General features: G+C 47.0%; 18 protein-coding genes and 1 other RNA gene. 2 read left to right on the top strand and 17 right to left on the bottom strand.

Annotated features, from left to right (window positions below):
* Nucleotides 1-19 precede the first annotated feature (19 nt).
* The 17 genes from ftsZ to rsmI form a co-directional block, all read right to left on the bottom strand.
* A complete protein-coding gene (gene ftsZ / locus G6R11_RS19755; protein ID WP_163134753.1) occupies nucleotides 20-1,171 on the bottom strand; it encodes a cell division protein FtsZ in 1,152 nt (383 codons plus the stop codon).
* A 38-nt stretch (nucleotides 1,172-1,209) separates the two neighbouring features.
* A complete protein-coding gene (gene ftsA, locus G6R11_RS19750) occupies nucleotides 1,210-2,466 on the bottom strand; it encodes a cell division protein FtsA (protein WP_163134752.1) in 1,257 nt (418 codons plus the stop codon).
* Entirely contained in the window at nucleotides 2,447-3,202 is a 756-nt protein-coding gene (locus G6R11_RS19745; protein WP_163134751.1) for a cell division protein FtsQ/DivIB, read from the bottom strand. The genes ftsA and G6R11_RS19745 overlap by 20 nt, the downstream gene beginning before the upstream one ends.
* A gap of 2 nt (nucleotides 3,203-3,204) precedes the next feature.
* The gene (locus G6R11_RS19740) at nucleotides 3,205-4,128 is read right to left on the bottom strand and encodes a D-alanine--D-alanine ligase (RefSeq protein ID WP_163134750.1); all 924 of its coding nucleotides are present in this window, start codon (nucleotides 4,126-4,128) and stop codon (nucleotides 3,205-3,207) included.
* On the bottom strand, nucleotides 4,128-5,582 hold the full coding sequence (gene murC, locus G6R11_RS19735) for a UDP-N-acetylmuramate--L-alanine ligase (RefSeq protein WP_163134749.1): 1,455 nt from the start codon (nucleotides 5,580-5,582) through the stop codon (nucleotides 4,128-4,130). The genes G6R11_RS19740 and murC overlap by 1 nt, the downstream gene beginning before the upstream one ends.
* 4 nt (nucleotides 5,583-5,586) lie before the next feature.
* The gene (murG, locus tag G6R11_RS19730) at nucleotides 5,587-6,669 is read right to left on the bottom strand and encodes an undecaprenyldiphospho-muramoylpentapeptide beta-N-acetylglucosaminyltransferase (protein WP_163134748.1); all 1,083 of its coding nucleotides are present in this window, start codon (nucleotides 6,667-6,669) and stop codon (nucleotides 5,587-5,589) included.
* Nucleotides 6,662-7,867 carry a cell division protein FtsW gene (gene ftsW, locus G6R11_RS19725; RefSeq protein WP_205472960.1) on the bottom strand — a complete coding sequence of 402 codons (1,206 nt, stop codon included), beginning with the start codon at nucleotides 7,865-7,867 and terminating at the stop codon, nucleotides 6,662-6,664. Before ftsW ends, murG begins: the two co-directional genes overlap by 8 nt.
* The gene (gene murD / locus G6R11_RS19720; RefSeq protein ID WP_163134747.1) at nucleotides 7,864-9,168 is read right to left on the bottom strand and encodes a UDP-N-acetylmuramoyl-L-alanine--D-glutamate ligase; all 1,305 of its coding nucleotides are present in this window, start codon (nucleotides 9,166-9,168) and stop codon (nucleotides 7,864-7,866) included. The genes ftsW and murD overlap by 4 nt, the downstream gene beginning before the upstream one ends.
* 34 nt (nucleotides 9,169-9,202) lie before the next feature.
* Nucleotides 9,203-10,285: a phospho-N-acetylmuramoyl-pentapeptide-transferase gene (gene mraY, locus G6R11_RS19715; protein WP_163134746.1), complete on the bottom strand. Its 1,083-nt coding sequence runs from the start codon at nucleotides 10,283-10,285 to the stop codon at nucleotides 9,203-9,205.
* Entirely contained in the window at nucleotides 10,279-11,655 is a 1,377-nt protein-coding gene (gene murF, locus G6R11_RS19710) for a UDP-N-acetylmuramoyl-tripeptide--D-alanyl-D-alanine ligase (protein WP_163134745.1), read from the bottom strand. Before murF ends, mraY begins: the two co-directional genes overlap by 7 nt.
* On the bottom strand, nucleotides 11,652-13,127 hold the full coding sequence (murE, locus tag G6R11_RS19705; RefSeq protein ID WP_163134744.1) for a UDP-N-acetylmuramoyl-L-alanyl-D-glutamate--2,6-diaminopimelate ligase: 1,476 nt from the start codon (nucleotides 13,125-13,127) through the stop codon (nucleotides 11,652-11,654). Before murE ends, murF begins: the two co-directional genes overlap by 4 nt.
* Nucleotides 13,114-14,844, bottom strand: a complete 1,731-nt coding sequence (locus tag G6R11_RS19700) for a penicillin-binding transpeptidase domain-containing protein (protein ID WP_163134743.1) — start codon at nucleotides 14,842-14,844, stop codon at nucleotides 13,114-13,116. The genes murE and G6R11_RS19700 overlap by 14 nt, the downstream gene beginning before the upstream one ends.
* Complete coding sequence (gene ftsL / locus G6R11_RS19695) at nucleotides 14,844-15,161, bottom strand: cell division protein FtsL (protein ID WP_163134742.1); 318 nt, start codon at nucleotides 15,159-15,161, stop codon at nucleotides 14,844-14,846. Before ftsL ends, G6R11_RS19700 begins: the two co-directional genes overlap by 1 nt.
* Complete coding sequence (rsmH, locus tag G6R11_RS19690; protein WP_163134741.1) at nucleotides 15,161-16,096, bottom strand: 16S rRNA (cytosine(1402)-N(4))-methyltransferase RsmH; 936 nt, start codon at nucleotides 16,094-16,096, stop codon at nucleotides 15,161-15,163. Before rsmH ends, ftsL begins: the two co-directional genes overlap by 1 nt.
* Before the next feature lies 1 nt (nucleotide 16,097).
* Entirely contained in the window at nucleotides 16,098-16,553 is a 456-nt protein-coding gene (gene mraZ, locus G6R11_RS19685) for a division/cell wall cluster transcriptional repressor MraZ (RefSeq protein ID WP_016400774.1), read from the bottom strand.
* 341 nt (nucleotides 16,554-16,894) lie between these two features.
* Nucleotides 16,895-17,276: RNase P RNA component class A (rnpB, locus tag G6R11_RS19680), an RNA gene on the bottom strand.
* A 41-nt stretch (nucleotides 17,277-17,317) separates the two neighbouring features.
* The gene (gene rsmI / locus G6R11_RS19675; protein ID WP_163134740.1) at nucleotides 17,318-18,157 is read right to left on the bottom strand and encodes a 16S rRNA (cytidine(1402)-2'-O)-methyltransferase; all 840 of its coding nucleotides are present in this window, start codon (nucleotides 18,155-18,157) and stop codon (nucleotides 17,318-17,320) included.
* A 139-nt stretch (nucleotides 18,158-18,296) separates the two neighbouring features.
* Here rsmI and G6R11_RS19670 point away from each other — a divergent pair, with 139 nt between their 5' ends.
* Both G6R11_RS19670 and G6R11_RS19665 read left to right on the top strand, forming a co-directional pair.
* The gene (locus G6R11_RS19670; protein WP_163134739.1) at nucleotides 18,297-20,156 is read left to right on the top strand and encodes a penicillin-binding protein activator; all 1,860 of its coding nucleotides are present in this window, start codon (nucleotides 18,297-18,299) and stop codon (nucleotides 20,154-20,156) included.
* A complete protein-coding gene (locus tag G6R11_RS19665) occupies nucleotides 20,149-20,496 on the top strand; it encodes a YraN family protein (RefSeq protein WP_240352509.1) in 348 nt (115 codons plus the stop codon). Before G6R11_RS19670 ends, G6R11_RS19665 begins: the two co-directional genes overlap by 8 nt.

The raw sequence follows: 20,496 nt of genomic DNA, 5'->3' as shown, positions 1-20,496 counted from the left end.
TTCACCATTTCCTAACAGATTAATCTGCTTGGCGACGCAAAAATGCTGGGATGTCTAAATAGTCGCCATCACCCGCGGTATTGCGCGGCTCTGCATTCACAACGGCTGCAGGCTCTTCAACCATTGGCGCTGAATCCATAGGCGCAGTGCGAGCAACTGGCTCAGCATTTACTGCTTGTTGCTGAGGTTTAACGATAGAAATATCTGGGCGACGCTCTGCGCCAATACCGGTAGCAACTACCGTTACACGCAATTCATCACTCATTTCTGGGTCGATTACCGCACCAACCACTACCGTTGCATTCTCTGAAGCAAAACCTTTAACCGCATTACCTACGGTTTCAAATTCTTCGATGCTCATATCAAAACCAGCAGTGATATTAACTAAGATACCGCGGGCACCAGCTAAATCAACGTCTTCCAGTAATGGGCTAGAGATAGCAAGCTCTGCTGCTTCTTCAGCGCGATCTTCACCTGACGCGATCCCGGTACCCATCATTGCTGTACCCATTTCACGCATTACCGTGCGAACATCGGCGAAATCCACGTTGATTAAACCTGGGCGCGTGATTAGCTCTGCAATACCTTGTACAGCACCAAGCAGCACGTTATTTGCCGCTTTAAATGCATCAAGTAAAGAGACACCTCGACCCAATACCTTTAACAACTTGTCATTTGGAATTGTAATCAAAGAATCAACGTTTTTACTCAGCTGCTCAATACCTTGCTGAGCATAGCTAGTACGCTTTTTACCCTCAAAACCAAACGGTTTAGTTACAACAGCAACAGTAAGAACACCCAATTCTTTTGCTACTTCTGCAACCACTGGTGCAGCACCAGTACCCGTGCCACCGCCCATGCCAGCGGCAATAAATACCATATCGGCACCTTGCAGCTGGCTCATAATCGCATCGCGATCTTCCATTGCTGCTTCACGCCCAACTTCAGGGTTAGCACCAGCACCTAAACCCTTGGTGATAGCGCCACCAATTTGCAAGGTATTGTCTGCCCCAGAATTACGCAATGCCTGGGCATCGGTATTAATGGTGATAAACTCTACACCCTCAATTGATTGTGCAACCATGTGCTCAACAGCGTTACCGCCGCCACCGCCCACACCTACAACTTTAATTACCGCTTCATCGGTATGACTGTCCATAATCTCAAACATAGTTCTCTCTCCGCTTGATTTTCGCTACTTAGCAAAAACTAAAATTCACCCTTAAACCAACTGTGTAATCGCTTTGCGATATTGCGAACACTACTAATGTTTTTCACTTCAATTGGTTTTTCACTTTGGTTTTCCATTCCGTAATGCAACAAACCTACTGCTGTTGAGTAAGTTGGTGCTTGTACGTATTCTGTCAGGCCAGCCACATTGTTGGCCGAGCCAACCCTAACCTGACATTGTAAAATCTTTTCGGCGCATTCAACCACGCCTTCTATCTGGGCCGCGCCGCCAGTAAGTACTACACCAGCACCTAGCTGCAACTTAGTTCCCTGAGCTTGCAAGTCTTCAGTTAGCTCATCGAGTTTGGTTTTGATCATGCCAAACAATTCGCTATAACGAGGCTCAATAACCTCCGCGAGTGTTTGTCGCTGCAAACTGCGTGAAGGTCTTCCGCCAACACTTGGTACTTCAATGGTATCGTCGCGGCTTACCATGCTGCCTAGCGCACAGCCATAACGTACCTTAACCGCTTCTGCGTCATTTAGCGGAGTACCAAATACCGTGGCAATATCTCGTGTAACCGAATTACCTGCAAATGGTACTACCGAGGTGTGGCGCAGTGCACCACTGGTGTATACCGCAATGTCCATGGTCCCTGAACCAATATCTACTACACACACACCGAGTTCTTTCTCGTCATCAGTTAACACGGCATAACTTGAAGCCAAAGCCGAGAAGATTAACTGGTCTACTTTTAAGTCGCAGCGCTCTACACACTTAACAATGTTTTTAACCATGTCGTTATGGCAAGCGATTAAATGCACTTTGGCTTCCATCCGCACACCCGACAAGCCAATTGGGTTTTTAATACCTTCTTGGAAATCAATAGCAAACTCTTGCGGCAATACATGCAAAATACGGTGTTCATCAGGCAGCTTTACCGACTTTGCCGTATGGATGGCGTTGTCCACGTCATCCTGTGTCACTTCTTCGTCGCTGATTGGCACCATGCCCTTTTCGTTCAAGCAACGGATATGGCGGCCAGAAACACCTAAATAAACAGAACTAATTTTGCAGTCGGCCATTAGCTCCGCTTCTTGCAAGGCGCGCTGAACCGTTTTCACTACAGAATCAAGGTCGTTTACGCCACCTTTATCCATACCTTTAGCCGGATGACTTCCTACACCGATAATGCTCATCTCGTTGCTAGGCAAAATCTCGCCGATTAAAGCGGTGATTTTGGCGCTACCAATATCGAGGCCAACTATCAGTTTTCTATCCGTTACTTTGGTCATCTATTGCCAAACCTTCCTGTTTCTTCCATCCCACTGCAAAACCAGTGTCATAGCGTAAATCTATATAATCTACCGCATTAGGTTTTAATCTCGGGTATACCGATACAAAACGCTCAATGCGATTGAGCTTATCTTCTTTGCCTAGCTTCAACACCATTCCGCTGGCTAACTCTACTTTCCAAGCATGGCGCTCATTTAATGCCAAGCTAACGATGCTTAACTGGCGAGCTTGCAACACCTGCTGAAGCTGGCGAAAAGTTCTTAACACCGATTCAGCCTGCTCATCGGGCCCACTGAGCGAAGCCAAAGCTTTAGTCACTCGCTGCTGTGGCGCTTCAAATATTTGCCCTTGCCGATTAAGCAAAGCTGCGTTATTCCAACGCGCTACTACTTCTTGTTCTTGCAAAGCAATCGATAACTTATCCGGCCATTGCTTGCGAACGGTTACCTGCTTAACCCAAGGCAACTGCTCCAAGGCCAACTTAACCTCTGAAACGTCAAGGCTAAAAAAGTTACCCGCTTCTGGCAAAGCCGCTAAGCTTTGCTGCAACTCTTGGTCGAGTACGTAATCACGTTTACCCGACACCAATAACCTAGTCATTGGGCTAAGCTGTTTATCGCTGAATGAGCTATAAACCGAGTGCACGGCATAAGCTAAACTCAGCAGCACTACACAAAAAAATCCTACTCCAGCCCAATAGCTTGCTCGCTGCTTTTGCTGGTCACTTAGCGTCATGACTAGTGCGCCAAATCCAAAATGCTGACAACCAGCTGGTCAAAGCTCAAACCATATTGCTTAGCAGCCATTGGCACTAAGCTTTTCTCTGTCATGCCCGGCGAAGTATTCACTTCCAATAAATACCAATTACCTTGTTGGTCAGCCATAAAATCAACTCGGCCCCAACCTTCACAATCCACCGACTTAAATGCTTTTAAGGCTATTTCGGCTAACTGGGCTTCTTGCTCATCGCTTAAGCCACTTGGACAGAAATACTCGGTTGAACTACTTTGATACTTCGCGCTGTAATCGTAAAAGCTATGTGGCGTTTGCATTCTTATCGAAGGCATTACCGTGCCACCTACAATCGATACCGTATATTCAGCACCAGTAATCCATTGTTCAATCAATACTCTTGTGTCGTACTCAAAGGCATTTTCAATGGCTTCTTGTAATTGCTCAGCGCTATCCGCTTTTGCCATGCCAATGCTAGAGCCCTCTAACGCAGGCTTAACAATCACCTCACCCGACAGCTTGGCCAAAATTTCAACCGCATCCTCCGGCATGTAGCTATCTTGCTCTACAATCGCGTAAGCCGCCGTAGGTAAACCAATATTCTGCCAAATTTGTTTACAACGAATTTTGTCCATGGCCAAAGCCGAACCCAGCACTCGGCTGCCGGTGTAAGGCAAACCTAAGTATTCAAGCGCACCTTGTAAGGTGCCGTCTTCGCCACCTCGACCATGCAAGGCAATGAATACATGGCTATATTTTTTCTGCTTAAGCAGGTTTAAGTCGAAACCTTTGGTATCTACACCTTCTGCATTAATGCCAGCACGCAGCAAACCCGATAGCACTGCGCTACCAGACTTTAAAGACACTTCACGCTCAGCTGAATCGCCGCCATACAGCACTGCTACTCGATTCATTCGTAAACTCGCCATTAACCTTCACTACCTTTAAGCTTGCTAACGTTTAACTGCAACTCACCTAGCTGACGAGCCAATACACCAATATTGCCCGCGCCTTGAGTTAACACCACATCGCCATCTTCAATAACTTCCGCCAGTAAACCGTTAAGCTCACTGGGCTGTTTAACGTAAATTGGCTCTAAACCACGTTGGCGTAGGCTTCGACACAATGCGCGACTATCTGCACCTGCTATTACTTCTTCACCGGCTGAATACACCTCAAGCAGTAATAAACTGTCTACCTGAGCTAATACCTCAACAAAGTCTTCATATAAATCACGCGTACGAGAATAGCGATGTGGTTGGAACGCCATAACCAGACGGCGCTCTGGCCACGCAGCTCGAGCCGCTTTAACCGTTGCCAGCACTTCGGTTGGGTGATGTCCGTAGTCATCAACCAACAGTGCTGAACCATTTCCCGTCTCAAACTCGCCATATTGCTGGAAGCGTCGACCAATTCCGGCAAAGGCAGTTAGCGCTTCAACAATCGCGGCATCTTCAATGCCATCTTCACTGGCTACCGCAATTGCAGCAGCGGCATTTAAGGCATTGTGCTCACCCGGCATATTGAGTGAAATATCCAGCAACTCACAGCCCTTGCGGTCAACAGTGAAGGAGCAGCGATCGCCTTGTTGGGAGAATTGAGTAATCCGCACGTCGGCTTCTTCAGAGAAGCCATAGGTAATAATTTGACGACCAATTTGTGGCAGTAAAGCCTGCACACCTGGGTCGTCAATACACATCACCGCCACTCCGTAAAATGGCAAGTTATGTAAGAAATCGATGAAGGTCGCGTGAAGTTGAGCTTCGTCGCCACCGTAAGTTTCCATGTGGTCGGGTTCCACATTGGTCACTACTGCAACCATTGGCTGCAAATGCAAAAAGGACGCATCACTTTCGTCAGCTTCTGCAATGAGGTAACGGCTGTTACCTAAGCGAGCATTGGTGCCGGCGCTATTCAATAGGCCGCCAATCACAAAAGTCGGGTCCAACTCAGCTTGGCCGTAGATACTAGCAATTAAGCTGGTTGTAGTGGTTTTACCGTGAGTACCCGCTACGGCAACGCCATGGCGGTAACGCATCAGTTCAGCCAGCATTTCTGCGCGGCGCACCACTGGAATACGCGCAGCTCTAGCAGCTTGCACTTCTGGGTTATCGTCTTTAATAGCGGTAGATACCACCACCACATTGGCACCAACAATGTTGCTTTCACTGTGCTCAAAAAACACCTCGGCACCAACGCCTTGCAAGCGTTCTGTCATAGCATTTGCAGCTTGGTCTGAACCCGAGATTTGGTAACCCTCATTAGCCAATACTTCCGCGATGCCGCCCATGCCGGCACCACCAATTCCCACAAAGTGAATTCGCTTCACTTTGCGCATTTCAGGAATCATGGTTCGTAATTTGGCTAACTCAACTTTACTCATCTAACTACTCTTTAATTAACGCTTGGCATACCGCTGCTACTTTTTCGGTAGCATCGGTGGTTGCCTGCTTTCGTGCATTGCGAGCACAAGACAAACGCAATACAGGATCAGCAAATTCATTTAGTACTACAGCAATATTTTGCGGCGTAAATTCTGTTTGTTTTAACAAACGCGCGGCACCCGCTTTTACCAAAAATTGTGCATTTTTGGTTTGATGATCATCAACGGCGTAAGGTAGTGGCACAAAAATAGCCGGAATACCCGCTGCAGCCACCTCTGACACCGTTAGCGCGCCAGCGCGACAGAGTATCACATCTGACCATTGATACGCTGCTGCCATGTCATCAATAAATTCGACAATTTTAGGTGCTTCGCTCAAATTTTTATCAAGTTCATGCAATCGATACGCATCCACTGCACTGCTGTGTTTATTTTTACCGGCTTGGTGCCATATGTTTAAATCCAGTTGGCTTTGTTTAATGCCTTCGGCCAACTGCTCATTGAACACTTGAGCACCCAAACTTCCGCCGATGACCAACAAGTTAAAGCTGGCTGAATCGCTTTCAGTCTTTTCATCTAATGCTAATACCGACTCACGAACCGGATTACCCACCACCTCGGCTTTATCTAAAGCTCCAGGGAAAGCCATTAGCACTTTACTGGCAATTTTACTTAACATTTTGTTGGTAAGGCCTGCTGCTGCATTTTGCTCATGCAACACCAGAGGTTTACCAAGCAACCATGCAGCAATACCACCTGGGCCACTAGCAAATCCGCCCATACCTAATACAACGTCCGGCTGGTAACGCTTAATGACTACTCGAGCTTGGCGTACTGCGTTAAGCAATTTAAACGGTGCAGCTAGCTTGCGCAGTAAGCCGTTTCCGCGAACGCCTTTAATGCTGATGAAATCGATGGGATAACCATGTTTAGGTACCAATTGGGCTTCCATACGCTCAGCAGTGCCTAGCCACGATACATCCCAACCTTCTGCGGCCAGTTTGTCAGCCACTGCCAAACCAGGGAATACATGACCACCAGTGCCACCCGCCATCACTAACAATTTTTTTTGTTTCGCATTAACCATGAGCATCTCTCTTATAGGCCTGACAATTGGCCAAACGAAGTTCATGATCAATTCGCAACAAAATCGCTACTGCTATCGACATCGCCAGTAAACTGGAGCCGCCATAAGAAATCAGCGGCAAGGTTAAGCCTTTTGTGGGCACTAAACCTGAAGCCGCCCCCACATTCACCATGGTTTGAAAACTAAACCAAATGCCAATGCCGCAAGCTAAATAACCAGCAAAAGCTTGTTCTGCCAACAGCGCCTGCTTGCCTATTTTCATGGCGCGGCTAACCAGCAAAATAAGCAACAGTAATACTGCGCATACGCCAATAAAGCCCAGCTCTTCAGCTAGCACCGCCACTACAAAATCAGTATGCGCTTCTGGCAGGTATTCGAGTTTTTGAATCGAGTTACCTAAGCCCTCACCTAGCCAATCACCACGACCAAATGCCATTAACGATTGAGTAAGCTGATAGCCACTACCAAAAGGGTCTTGCCAAGGGTCGAGGAAGGACGAGACTCGGCGCATCCGATATGGTTCTGCAATAACTAAGGTCACCACAGCAACCACACCGGTAAAGATTAAGCCAAAGAATTGAATCAACTTGGCGCCTGCCAAAAACAACATGCCTACAGTAGTAACAAACATCACCACTACACTGCCTAAATCTGGCTGAGCCAATAACAGTACCGCTAGGAAGAAGAACACAATTAGTGGCTTCAAAAAGCCTTTTAAGTTTTCACGAACTTGCTCATGGCGGCGCACTAAATAGCCCGCTAAATAGGTAAACAGCGCTAGTTTGGCAAACTCGGCAGGTTGCATGTTTATAGGCCCTAAGCCTATCCAGCGGCTACTACCATTAATATTGCGCCCAATAAGTAATACCAGCACCAGGGCAACACCCGACAACAACAATAGTTTAGCGTTATGAGATTGCCACCAATACAACGGAATTTGCACCACAAAAGCCATCACACCTAAGCACAACAATAAGTAAATGCCATGTCGCTTAGCAAAACGGAAAGGATCGTCACTAATTGCAATACCTTCAGGTATTGAAGAGGAAGCCACCATGACCAAGCCCATCACCATTAGTGACAATGCCAGCCACAACAAATGACGGTCAAACAGCAAGGGCTCTTGGCTTTCTTTAGCGACTGGATTTAACCACGACAGCGTATTCTCGACCCAAAGTGGTTTAGACATTACTTTCATAGCGCCTCCACTAGGTCACAGAAATGCTGACCACGCACTTCAAAATTCCGGTACATATCTAAGCTAGCGCAGGCTGGAGAAAGCAATACTATATCTCCCTCTTTTGCTTGTTGCTGACACCAGCGAAAGCTCTCTGCTAAATCATCTTTGAGCTCAATCCGATTATCTAATGCTTTAAATCGCTGCTTGTCTTTACCAAACGCAACTACACCAGCAACTTGGCCTAAAGCCGCTTGTAACTCGCTTAGATCGCCGCCTTTGGCATCACCACCAGCAATCAACCACAGTTCACCTTGGCCACCAGCTAAACCGTTTAAGGCAGCTAAGGTTGCGCCAACATTGGTAGCCTTTGAATCATTGATCCAAGCAATGCCCTGTTTACGCGCCACCAGCTGGCAACGATGCGCCAAGCCTTGATAGTTTTTTGCTGCTTGTAAACAAGCTTCAAGATTAAGTCCGGCGGCATCCGCTAGGGCTAATGCGGCAAGAATATTTGAAAAGTTATGGGTCCCAACAAGAGCGAGTTCTTCGGTAGCAAGTAGCGCTTGTTGTCCACACATTAGATGTTGCTGATCTTCACTTAAACGGTAATCCGCATCTAGGTGAAGCGAGAAACTTAAGGCCTTCTTAGGCTGAACTTGGGGTTGCGAGTGCTGGTCATCTAAATTGATAACCGCATATTCAGCATGTTGGTAAACCCTTTGTTTAGCGGCAATGTAATCGCTCATGCCTTGGTAGCGGTCCATGTGGTCTTCGCTAACATTCAGCAAAGTGGCCGCTTTAGCCTGCAAGCTGGTAGTGGTCTCCAACTGGAAGCTAGACAGCTCAAGCACATATAATTCGACTTGCGGAGAAAGCAAATCTAAAGCAGGCACGCCAATGTTACCGCCCACCGCAACCTCAAGGCCGGCCTGCTTAGCCATTTCACCTAGCAAACTTGTCACCGTGCTTTTGCCATTGGAGCCAGTTATTGCAACAACCGGAGCCTCGGCATAGTGACAAAACAACTCTACGTCACCGATTAACTTTACGCCGGCTTGTGCCAAGTTTTGTAGCTCTGGAGTTGCCAAGGCAATACCTGGGCTAACTATCACCACATCGCATTCGAGCAACTGGCTAAGTGGCAGCTCACCGCACACCACTTGCAAATTTTCTGGTAACTCAGCTAGGCCAGGCGGCGTTTGGCGAGTATCACAAACTAAAGGCAATACATCGTGTTTAAGTAAAAAGCGCACAGAGCTAAGCCCGCTGGCACCAAGGCCAACGACTGCATAGCGTAATTGTGGCTGTAACTTACTCACTGTAATTACTCTTCCTATTGTGTTTGCTACTTGCTTAGCGCACCTTGAGGGTTGCTAGGCCAATCAAAACTAAAATTAACGAAATAATCCAAAAGCGCACAATCACTCGTGGCTCAGGCCAACCTTTAAGCTCGTAGTGGTGATGAATAGGCGCCATACGGAAAATTCTCTGCCCGCGTAATTTGTAAGAGCCTACTTGCAGGATTACCGACACAGTTTCCATTACAAATACACCGCCCATAATCACTAGCAGCAACTCTTGACGTACCAATACAGCAACGGCACCTAAGGCCGCGCCTAGCGCTAAGGAACCCACATCGCCCATAAATACTTGAGCTGGATAGGTATTGAACCAAAGAAAAGCTAAGCCCGCTCCCACCATGGCGGTGCACACCACAACGAGTTCGCTAGCTTCTGGGATATAAGGGATAAACAAGTAACTTGAGAAATTCACATGGCCAGTAAGGTAGGCGACTAAAGCAAAAGCGGATGCCACCATCACGCTTGGCATAATGGCTAAACCATCTAAACCATCGGTAAGGTTTACTGCATTGCTGCTTCCTACAATCACTAAATAAGTTAGCGGAATAAACAGCCAACCTAATTGTGGCATAATATCTTTGATAAATGGCAACACCAACTGGGTTTGCGCAGCTGAGTCTGAGCTCCAGAATAAGTAAACGGCTACAATTAGCGCTACCACTGATTGCCAAAAGTACTTCCAGCGGGCAATCAAACCAGCTGGATCTTTGCGAATCACCTTGCGGTAATCATCAACAAAACCGATAGCGCCATAACTACCAAATACAAATAACATTACCCATACATAAGGGTTGTCTAAACGGGCCCACAATAAAGTAGACAAAAACACCGAGGCGATAATCAATACACCGCCCATGGTAGGCGTGCCAGATTTACTTAAATGCGACTCTGGACCATCGTTACGCACGGTTTGACCAATTTGTAACAACTGTAAACGACGAATAAGCTTAGGCCCCATCCATAGTCCGAAGACTAAGGCGGTTAATATGCTGACAATTGCTCTAAAGGTTAAATACCCAAATAGCGAAAATCCACTAAAGTATTGCTGCAGATATTCCGCTAACCAAACTAACATTCCGAACCCTTTTTATAATATTGCTGTAACTGTTGAACAACCTGTTCCATGCGAGTCGAACGCGACCCTTTAACCAACAAAAGGCATGGCTCATGTTGCTGTTCTAAGGCTGTAATAAGCTGCTGAGAAAGTGCTTCATGGTTGTCAAAACCAAGCGAAGACTGGCCCAACTCAGCGAGCACTTCGTCAAAAGACGCGCCATAAGAATACAAGCCGATGTCGCTGTCAAGTGCCCGCTTAACCAAGTCTTTATGAACCTGTTTTGTTTGCTGCCCCATCTCTCCCATGGCGCCAGCGATAAGGAAGCGCTTACCTTCAAAATTGGCCAGTATATTGATTGCCGCATTAAAGGAAGCTGGATTGGCGTTGTAGCTATCATCGATTAAGCTAACCGAGTCGTTTAGCGACTGCAGATTTACCCGACCAGGCACTTTATCCAATTGAGCCAAACCTTGTTTTACCTGCTCAAGTGAAGCGCCCATATTTAAGGCAAGAGCCGCTGCAGCCACTGCATTTTTAACATTGTGCTCACCCGCCAAATTGACTTGCGCGGCACAGTCTCCTTTTGGAGTGTGCAAAGTAAAGCTGCTACCCTTTAAACCTAAAGCTTCTATGTTGCTGGCGTAATAATCAGCATTTACATTGTCTAAGGAGAAATGCTCAATTTTAGCGGGGCTAGCTGCATCATCTAAATAGTCTTGGTAGTTTGATTGGTACTCGCATAGCGCTAGCTGTTCGTGCCCTAACTCTGCGAATAATTCAGACTTCGCCTTGAGCACGCCGTCTTGAGAACCAAAGCCTTCTATATGAGCAGCTGAGACGTTGTTAATTAAGGCAACCTTAGGTTTAACCAAGCTCACCGTATAAGCGATTTCACCAATGTGATTAGCGCCTAGCTCCAATACTCCGAGCTGATGTTTCTCGTTAGCACGCAACAAAGACAAAGGCACACCAATGTCATTGTTGAAGTTACCTTGGGTGGCTAATACTTCAAAACCTTGCGACAAAATCGCCGTGGTCATTTCCTTCACGGTGGTTTTGCCATTGCTACCGGTAATCGCGCAACAATTTAGAGCCAGCTTGTTACGCAGATAACTAGCTAGCTGCCCAAGCGCTACTCGGGTATCTTTAACCACTAACTGCGGCACTTCTACCGCTAGCTTTTTCGAAACCAATAAAGCGGCCGCCCCTTGCTCAATAGCCTGCTGCGCGTAGTTATGCGCGTCAAATCGCTCGCCAACTAAAGCAACGAACAGAGCTTGCTGCATTTGCTCACGGGTATCGGTACTAACTGACTCGATAATAAGATCGTCACCCACTAGCTGAGCATCTAAGGCTTTAATGAGTTCATTAAGACTTAAGGCAATCATGCGGATGCCTCCAGTAACTGCTTCACTACCGCGCGCTCATCGTAGTCTCGTACTTCAGCACCTATAATTTGATAGCTTTCGTGGCCTTTACCCGCCACCAAAATAATGTCTTTATGGCTAGAATGGCTAAGGGCATGCTCAATCGCCTCGCTGCGATCATGAATAATGCTTACCGCTGCTGCTTGGTTAAAACCAAGCAATACGTCACCGACAATAGCCTTAGGATCTTCAAAGCGCGGGTTGTCATCGGTCACGATAACTTGATCGGCCAAACGTTCAGCAACTTCTGCCATTATCGGACGCTTCCCTTTATCTCGGTCGCCACCGCAACCAAAAATACAAATAAGCTCACCAGCGCAATGTTGGCGCAGGGCGGTTAAGGCTTTTTCTAAAGCATCAGGCGTATGGGCGTAATCAACAACCACCGAGCGTTTACCAGTGAACAACTCCATTCGACCGGGAACCGCGCTAAGACTAGACAATAGCGAAAGCAAATTCTCCAACTTAACACCGAGGAACTGCAAGCAAGCAATTGCGCTTAATAGGTTGTCGGCATTGAATCGGCCTAATAGCGGACTTTGAAAGCTGACTTTTTCATGCCTTGCTTGTGGGCTAAACAAGTAACCACTCGCGCCTAACTCGCTGAATTGCAGATTAGCGATCTGCCAATCGGCAGTGCTATCTTCCAAAGATAAAGACTGGGCACTTGGGTAGTGCTGCAATAGTTGTTTACCAAATCCATCATCGGCATTGATTAAACGGCACTCCAAACTTGGCCAGTTAAATAGCGCTTGTTTGGCGCGGCCATACTCGGCCATGCTGCCGTGGTAATCTAGGTGGTCGCGACTAAGGTTAGTAAAAATGGCGACTTTAAATGGCACACTTGCTACTCGTTGCTGCACTAGGCCATGTGATGACACTTCCATGGCAACCAATTCAAAGCCATGCTGGTGCATCTCACTGAGTTGGCGCTGAATGGTAATGGCATCGGCTGTGGTGTTTTCACTTGCAACAAGCCTACCCGGCTCTCCATTACCTAAAGTGCCCATCACCGCTGCACGAATTCCACTTAACTTTGCTAAATTAGCAATTAGGTGAGTAACTGTGCTTTTACCATTAGTACCGGTCACTCCCACTAAGGTGAGAGGGTTTCCGCTTGGGAAATACGCAGCCGATGCTAGTTGAGAGAGCTGCTGATTTAGGCGCCAAAAGTAAATGCAGGCAACTTGCTTGTGCCACACAATCTGACCGTGAGATTTCTCATCATCGGCATCAGCAAGTACTGCTACCGCGCCAGCATCAATTGCTGAATCAATATAATTACGACCATCAACTTGATGACCTTTCACTGCAATAAATATGTCACCCTGCTCTATCTCTCTGCTGTTTAGAGAAAGGTGATTAAAACTAATATCTGGGGCTACCGTTACTGAAAACTTAGCCAGCAATGCAGACAAACTAGGTTTCACCATTATTGCCTCCATCTAGCTGAACCACTTGGCTGGTTTTATCATCTGGAGCAACATTCAAATACTGTAATCCGCCTTGCATTACTTTTGAAAATACCGGAGCGGCAACATCACCACCGTAATAACGGTCGGTTTGCGGCTCGTTAACAAATACTGCTATCGCTAATTTGGGATCACTAACTGGTGCTACGCCAGCAAAAATAGCAACGTAATCATCGCCATAACCACCGCGCACTGCTTTACGACTGGTGCCAGTTTTACCCGCTACGCGGTACCCTGGCACCGCTGCTTTTTGGCCAGTGCCGCCATCTTGAATTACCGACTCCATCATTTCTAACACGGCTTGTGCTTTGTTTTGCTCAAACACCCGCTCACCTGTCGCTGGCTGTTGCAATTTAATGATGGATGTTGGCCTGAATACCCCGCCAGAGCCCATGGTAGCGTAGGCTTGAGCCAGTTGCAGAGGGGTTACCATTAAGCCATAACCAAAAGACAAGGTAGCTAGTTCAAAGTCAGACCAACGGCGGCGCTGTGGCATTTGACCACCAGATTCGCCCACTAGCCCTAAGCCAGCATCGTTACCAAAGCCTACGTCGTAGAAGGTATCTAACATTCCCTCTACGCCCACTTTAAGCGCTAGTTGGCTAGTGGCAACGTTACTCGATTTTTGAATCACTTTGGTTAAACTTATTTCACCGTAGTTACGAGAATCACGAACCCTACGTCCACCTATTTGCATCCAACCAGGGCTGGTATTAATCATACTGTTTGAGCGGATGTGGTCGCCTTCTAGTGCAGCAATCACCGATAAGGGTTTAACCGTAGAACCGGGCTCGTAGCTGTCGGTAATCGCGCGATTGCGATAACGGTAGCTTTGGAATTCGTTGCGGTTATTTGGATTAAACGATGGGCTATTGGCCATCGCTAATACTTCGCCTGTATCGATATCGAGCACCACAACACTGCCAGAAGTGGCTTTAGTCTCGGCAACGGCTTTTTTAAGCTCGCGATAAGCGATAGCTTGAATACGTTGGTCAATACTTAAGGAAATGTTTTGCGCTTGCTTGGCTTGATGAATCACCGCCAAATCTTCTACCACTCGGCCTAAGCGGTCTTTACGCACTTTGCGTTTACCTGGCTCGCCGGTTAGCCAATCGTCGTAACTGCGCTCAATGCCTTCTAAGCCGTGGTCATCAATATTGGTAAAACCAACAAGGTGAGCACTTACTTCGCCCGTAGGATAAAAACGACGTGACTCAGGTTTTAAATAAACACCTCTAATTTTGAGTTTAGTAACATAGTCGGCTACAGCTGCGCTAACTTGTCGCTGCAAATAAACAAAGCGACGCTTAGGATTACTCACACGCTGCTGCAAGCTATCTACGTCAGTTTCCAATACTTTGGCTAGGGCAGCCCAAGCTTCACGATTATCTAGGCTGTTTTGGTCTGCAACATGTTTAGGATCAGCCCAAATGGCGCGCACTGGCACACTCACGGCTAACTCATTGCCTAAACGGTCGGTAATAACTCCACGCTCTGCATAACCCGTTTTGGTGCGAATTGAGCGCAAATCACCTTCATAAATGAGCTTGTCAGGCGCTATCACTTGAATATAAGCGGCACGACTCACCAATGCGGTAAATACTAGGCAAACCACTGCCATCACTAGCACAAAGCGCCAGTGGATGAACAGTCCTTGTTTATTTGCCTTCGCATTCATTATTGTGTGATTACCACTTGCTCTTTAATTTTGGGTCGGTGCATATCTAAACGCTTTTTAGCTATGCTCTCTACGCGGCTATGTTCTGCCAATGCGTTTTGTTCTATTAATAAGTGTCGCCATTCAACATTGAGCGCATCACGACTCATCATTAACGACTCTCTCTGCTCGACAAACATTCGAGTATGGTGTGTTGTCCACACCACACAAAATGCCGAGACCACTGCAGCAACTAACAACAAAAAGTGCTGTTTGTTGCGCCAAACATCTTTCAAAATCGCCCGTAATAAATTGGGCTGGCGGCTAACCTCGTCCATTACAAACGTTTTGCTACCCGCAATACCGAACTACGTGAGCGCGGGTTCACTTCAATCTCTGCAGCACTAGGTTTAATCGCACGGCCAATGCTTTTTAAATAGCGACCACGGGCTAGCTGCTCTTCGGTCAAGGGCAAGCCTCTTGGAAATTGCTCGCCCTTTTCTTGCTTGCGAATAAAACGCTTAACCATGCGGTCTTCTAAAGAATGAAAACTAATCACCGCCAAGCGGCCATCGGTTGCCAAGCTGTTCATTGCCCCTAGCAATGCGGTGTCTATCTCATCCAGCTCACTGTTAATGTAAATACGGATAGCCTGAAAACTGCGCGTAGCTGGGTGTTTGTATTTATCTTTCACTGGGCAGGCTTCATCAATGATTTTGGCCAGTTGCAAAGTACTGGTGAGCGGAGTCTCTTCACGGGCATTCACAATGCCGTGGGCAATGCGCTTGCCAAATTTTTCTTCACCAAAGGTTTTAATAACCCAAGCAATATCTTCTTCAGCGGCGTGGGTTAACCACTGTGCAGCGGTTTGGCCTTGTGAAGTATCCATCCGCATATCTAAAGGACCATCACGCAAAAAGCTAAATCCGCGCTCGGCATCATCAAGTTGCGGAGAAGAAACCCCTAGGTCGAGTAGCACACCATCAATTTTTTTCGCCAGACCTAGTTCGCTAATATATTGTTCGATACCAGAAAAGGGACCATGCACGATTTGAAAGCGCGGATCGTCGGCAAATTGTTTGGCGGCTTCAATAGCTCTAGGGTCTCGGTCAATAGCGACCAATCGACCGTTGGGGCCAAGCTGCTGCAAAATAGCGCGACTGTGCCCACCTCTGCCAAAAGTGCCGTCTACGTAAATACCATCTTCTTTAATGGCTAAGCCATCGATACACTCTTGCAGTAGTACCGAGGTATGAACAAATTCAGTACTCATACTAAAGCGAAAAATCTTTTAGGTTATCGGTTAACATATCAACATCCTCTTCTAGGGCTATATCTGCAGCAATTTGTTGCTGCCACTGCTCTTCTGACCACAACTCAAATTTATTGAGCTGGCCAACCAGCATTATTTTTTTCTCCAAACTTGCGTGTTGACGCAAAGGAGGCGGAATTAACAAACGACCATTTTTGTCCATCTCGCAATCATCGGCGTAACCCAATAGCAAACGCTGCAAGCGACGTTCTGCAGGGTTCATGCTCGATAAACGCTTGAGTTTACGCTCTATTTCTTCCCATTCGGCTAATGGGTAAAGCAATAAGCAGCGATGATTGATATCAATGGTGCACACCAATTGACCGTGACACTCTTCCATCAACCATTCGCGATAGCGGGTCGGCATGGTCATGCGTCCCTTCGCGTCTAAGTTGATTGAGCTAGCGCCGCGTAACATCAGTGTTAATTCCCCATTTATCCCTAATTAATTCAGTTGTCGGGCAAACAGATCCACTATGATCCACTTTATCCCACAATTCACTAAGTTTAAGGACGAGTCTCGCCCTTTGCAAGCGACCTTGAGCAAGAAAATGAACAAAATTCCACCAAGCCAAATAAAGAAATGGCTAAAGACTTGATAAACAAAGCAGCCACGCCATTTTGGGCTAAAAATTAATTTAAATTTATTGTCACTTTTATTTAGAAGGTTGCCGCTTTCGAAGGTCTAAAAGTAAGGTGAGTAAGGTTTGCTCTTAAAATTGAAAAGGCCCTGTTGATAATCAACAGGGCCTCAATAAAGAAGGGAGTTGGCCGATAAGCCGGGTTTTGTCGTGAACAATCATTCGTCTAGGCCATTAATCGCTCAATGGCTCAAGCAGCCTACCCGCCCCCAACGCGGGTCGCGCCTTAAGGGGGCCTATTTGGCCTTGCTCCGGGTGGAGTTTACCTCGCCGCATACTGTTACCAGACGCGCGGTGCGCTCTTACCGCACCCTTTCAGCCTTACCTGTGCTCCAAGGAGCCATCGGCGGTCTTCTCTCTGCTGCACTTGTCGTGGGCTCGCGCCCCCCAGGCGTTACCTGGCACCCTACCCTATAGAGCCCGGACTTTCCTCCCCTTCGCCCGTCTGCCACTCTCGAAAGAGCACACAACGACGAAGCGGCGATTGTCTAGCCAACTCCGGTGGCGGACTATAGCAAACAATTATCAGCAAGAATAGCGCTTATTCGCCGTGCTTTAGCGCATAATCGTACAGGGCGTTTTTCTTCAAACCGTAGATTTTTGCGGTAAGCGCAGCGGCCTTCTTCAACGGCAGTTCACTTTGTAATAGTTTAAGCGTATCCAAGGCATCCACAGGCAACTGTTCGGTGTCTTTTTGGTAGCCGGCTACAATCAGCACCATTTCACCTTTTTGTTGATTTGGATCTGCTTTAACCCAAGCAAGCAGCTCCCCAACAGGCAAGGATTGAATGGTTTCAAAGGTTTTAGTCAGCTCACGTGCAAGAACCACTTGGCGCTCTTCACCCAAGCAGCTAACCATGTCGGCTAAACTATCAAGTATCCGATGCGGCGACTCGTAATACACCACCGTGCGAGTTTCTTGACGAAGCAGGTTTAAGCGCTCTTGGCGTGCTTTGGTTTTAGCCGGTAGAAAACCTTCATACAAAAATCGGTCAGTCGGTAGGCCTGCCACCGACAAAGCAGCAATTGCCGCACATGCGCCAGGTAAGGGCACTACTGGATAAGCTTTCGCGCGAAATGCGTTAACTAGATGATAGCCGGGGTCATTAATCAATGGAGTTCCAGCATCAGATACCAAGGCGATATCATTACCCGCTAATACTTGTTGCTCTAACCAGGCGATTTTTTGTTGCTCGTTATGGTCGTGCACTGCCACACAACGGGTGCCGATTTCATAATGACTCAATAAGCGACCAGTGTTGCGAGTGTCTTCTGCTGCAATCATCGACACATCCTTAAGCACTTGAATAGCACGCAGTGTAATATCTGCTAAATTGCCAATTGGAGTGGCCACAATATATAGGGTACCGACGGCTGACATATACTCACCTCTGAAGAAAACGGCCTCTACTTTAATCAAAAGCCTCACTTGCCTCAATCTTTCGCCACTTCGATTGTAGATTATTTAGCGTTTGGCTCTTAATATATGCACTAACTAATCAATACTAGTGGTATAAACCTTGAAACATAACCTGATCTCAGCGCTACGTTATCTCAGTTTAAGCCTTATGCTTTTGCTTGCAGCCTGTAGTAGTGGCCCTACCAAGCCACCCATTGTTGCTATCGACCTGCCTTCAATTGCGGTTGCGCCCGAGCATAACGCCGAGTTTTATTTGGATCAGGCCAGCATCGCGCCAGTAGAACAAACTTTTGAGTGGGAACTGCTAGCCGCTAAAGCTTACTACCAACAGGGCATGTCCCAAGCCGGTGATGCGGTTATCAACTCACTTAAGCAACAACGCGATACGGTTGAGCGAGAAGCTGGTTTACGCCTAGTTAGTGCTTACTCGCAACAACTTCAGGGTAAATACACTCCAGCTTTAAACTTGTTAGATTTTGACCCCGCATGGCAGCTACCCGCCGACTATTGGTATGCTTACTACCAAAGCCGTGGTGAGATTTATCAAAAACAAAATAATCCCTTAGCAGCCTCTGGCGCATTTATTGAGCTAGACCGTTATTTAGCAGAAGAAGATCGCGCGGCAAACCATCAAACTATTTGGCAGCTGTTAAAACCTCTGACCGCATTCACTCTGCGCAGTTTTCAGCAGCCAGGTAACGAATTACGCAATGGTTGGCTAGAAATTGTTGCGATAAGCAACGAACCTAAACAATCTCCAGAGAAACTGGTTGCTAAGCTACAAACTTGGAAAACTGAGTACCCTGCTCACCCAGCGCTAGATTATGTGGGTGGAGATCTAGCAAAAGCGCTAAGCATTACGCCTTACGCACCGCAAAAAGTAGCAGTTTTGCTGCCTTTGAGTGGCAAATACCAAAATAACGGTTTAGCAGTAAAAGACGGCTTAGTATCCGCTTTCTTAGATGGCCAGACAGAGTTTGCTAGTGATGCTGAGTTAGTGTTTTACGATACCCAATCCCAAGCAATGGAAACACTTTACCCACAGCTTGAACAAGACCAAATCGACTTCATCGTAGGGCCTCTATTAAAATCACAGCTACGTAGCCTATTAAGCCTTGCTCCTACACAACCGGTGTTTGCTCTTAACGATGTGCAAGCTGGCAAACAAGAGCAACAGTTTTTCTTCCCACTCTCGCCAGAGGATGAGGCCAAGCAAGCCGCTCAATTTATGGCCCAGCGCGAAGAACAAAACCCACTATTGTTAGCGCCTCAAAGCAGCTTAGGCAAGCGTATGGCAGAGTCGTTTACTGAGGAATGGCAAAACCATTCGAGCTCACCAGTAGATGTTATTTACTATGCTAATCGCAATGACCTACAACGAGCAGTGCGCAAACTGTTACATACCGATGCGAGCCAACAACGGATTAGCCAATTTAAACAGATCCTTGGCCAAGACTTAGAAGCAGAAGTTCGCTCTCGCAGCGACGCGAGATCGCTTTACTTGGTTGGCAACAACACTGAAACAAAGCTTATCAAAGCCTTTATTGACGTTACGGTAAGCCCATTTTCGGTAAGCCCTCGCTTGTACGCTAGCTCACGCAGCTACGACAAAAATGATGAGACCAGTGAAAACGAACTTGATGGCATCTACATTAGCGAAATGCCATGGATATTGGAGCAGCAGTCGGTAAATGCTATTCGCCATCAGCAGCTTTGGCCTAGCTCATCAGACTCGCAAAAGCGTTTGTACGCATTAGGGTACGATGCCTACTCGCTTATTAGTCAACTAGCGCAAATGCGCGGCTATTCAGACTACCAACTTAGTGGTTTAACCGGAAGATTAAGTGTTAACCAACAAGGCTTGGTGATTAGACAGCTAACCTGGACTCAATATAAAGATGGCCAACTGGTTCCCTTGGAAATTCAAGCTAACACGCTTCAAAGCCAAGATATTGAATAAAGGGCAAGCTGCCGAGCAGCAAGCGGCTAACTATTTGAGCAAGCAGGGTTTACATCTAGTGGAACAGAACTATCACTGCCGCCGAGGCGAGATAGATCTAATTTGTAAGCAAGGCGATACTTGGGTCTTTGTGGAAGTAAAGTACCGCAAAAGCCTAAGCCACGGCGGTGCAGCGGCTGCAGTAGACCAGCATAAGATGCACCGCATACTGCTTAGTGCTCAACACTATTTACAACAGAAAAATTTGAACCAATTTGATACTGCAATGCGTTTTGATGTAGTTGCTATTCAAGAGCAAGCACCTTACCTAGAATGGTTTCAGAACGCGTTTGGGGAATAA

This window comes from Agarivorans sp. Alg241-V36 (assembly GCF_900537085.1).
Taxonomy (GTDB): Bacteria; Pseudomonadota; Gammaproteobacteria; order Enterobacterales; family Celerinatantimonadaceae; genus Agarivorans.
This window is presented reverse-complemented; position numbering and strand designations above follow the sequence as displayed.

What these genes read in the sequence shown, in the direction of transcription:
- rsmH (WP_163134741.1), bottom strand. Translation starts at nt 16,096, where the DNA reads ATGAGTACTGAATTTGTTCATACCTCGGTACTACTGCAAGAGTGTATC.
- ftsL (WP_163134742.1), bottom strand. Translation starts at nt 15,161, where the DNA reads ATGGACGAGGTTAGCCGCCAGCCCAATTTATTACGGGCGATTTTGAAA.
- murF (WP_163134745.1), bottom strand. Translation starts at nt 11,655, where the DNA reads ATGATTGCCTTAAGTCTTAATGAACTCATTAAAGCCTTAGATGCTCAG.
- G6R11_RS19700 (WP_163134743.1), bottom strand. Translation starts at nt 14,844, where the DNA reads ATGAATGCGAAGGCAAATAAACAAGGACTGTTCATCCACTGGCGCTTT.
- G6R11_RS19740 (WP_163134750.1), bottom strand. Translation starts at nt 4,128, where the DNA reads ATGGCGAGTTTACGAATGAATCGAGTAGCAGTGCTGTATGGCGGCGAT.
- murG (WP_163134748.1), bottom strand. Translation starts at nt 6,669, where the DNA reads ATGGTTAATGCGAAACAAAAAAAATTGTTAGTGATGGCGGGTGGCACT.
- mraZ (WP_016400774.1), bottom strand. Translation starts at nt 16,553, where the DNA reads ATGTTACGCGGCGCTAGCTCAATCAACTTAGACGCGAAGGGACGCATG.
- ftsZ (WP_163134753.1), bottom strand. Translation starts at nt 1,171, where the DNA reads ATGTTTGAGATTATGGACAGTCATACCGATGAAGCGGTAATTAAAGTT.
- mraY (WP_163134746.1), bottom strand. Translation starts at nt 10,285, where the DNA reads ATGTTAGTTTGGTTAGCGGAATATCTGCAGCAATACTTTAGTGGATTT.
- murC (WP_163134749.1), bottom strand. Translation starts at nt 5,582, where the DNA reads ATGAGTAAAGTTGAGTTAGCCAAATTACGAACCATGATTCCTGAAATG.
- murE (WP_163134744.1), bottom strand. Translation starts at nt 13,127, where the DNA reads ATGGTGAAACCTAGTTTGTCTGCATTGCTGGCTAAGTTTTCAGTAACG.
- rsmI (WP_163134740.1), bottom strand. Translation starts at nt 18,157, where the DNA reads ATGTCAGCCGTCGGTACCCTATATATTGTGGCCACTCCAATTGGCAAT.
- ftsA (WP_163134752.1), bottom strand. Translation starts at nt 2,466, where the DNA reads ATGACCAAAGTAACGGATAGAAAACTGATAGTTGGCCTCGATATTGGT.
- ftsW (WP_205472960.1), bottom strand. Translation starts at nt 7,867, where the DNA reads ATGAAAGTAATGTCTAAACCACTTTGGGTCGAGAATACGCTGTCGTGG.
- G6R11_RS19745 (WP_163134751.1), bottom strand. Translation starts at nt 3,202, where the DNA reads ATGACGCTAAGTGACCAGCAAAAGCAGCGAGCAAGCTATTGGGCTGGA.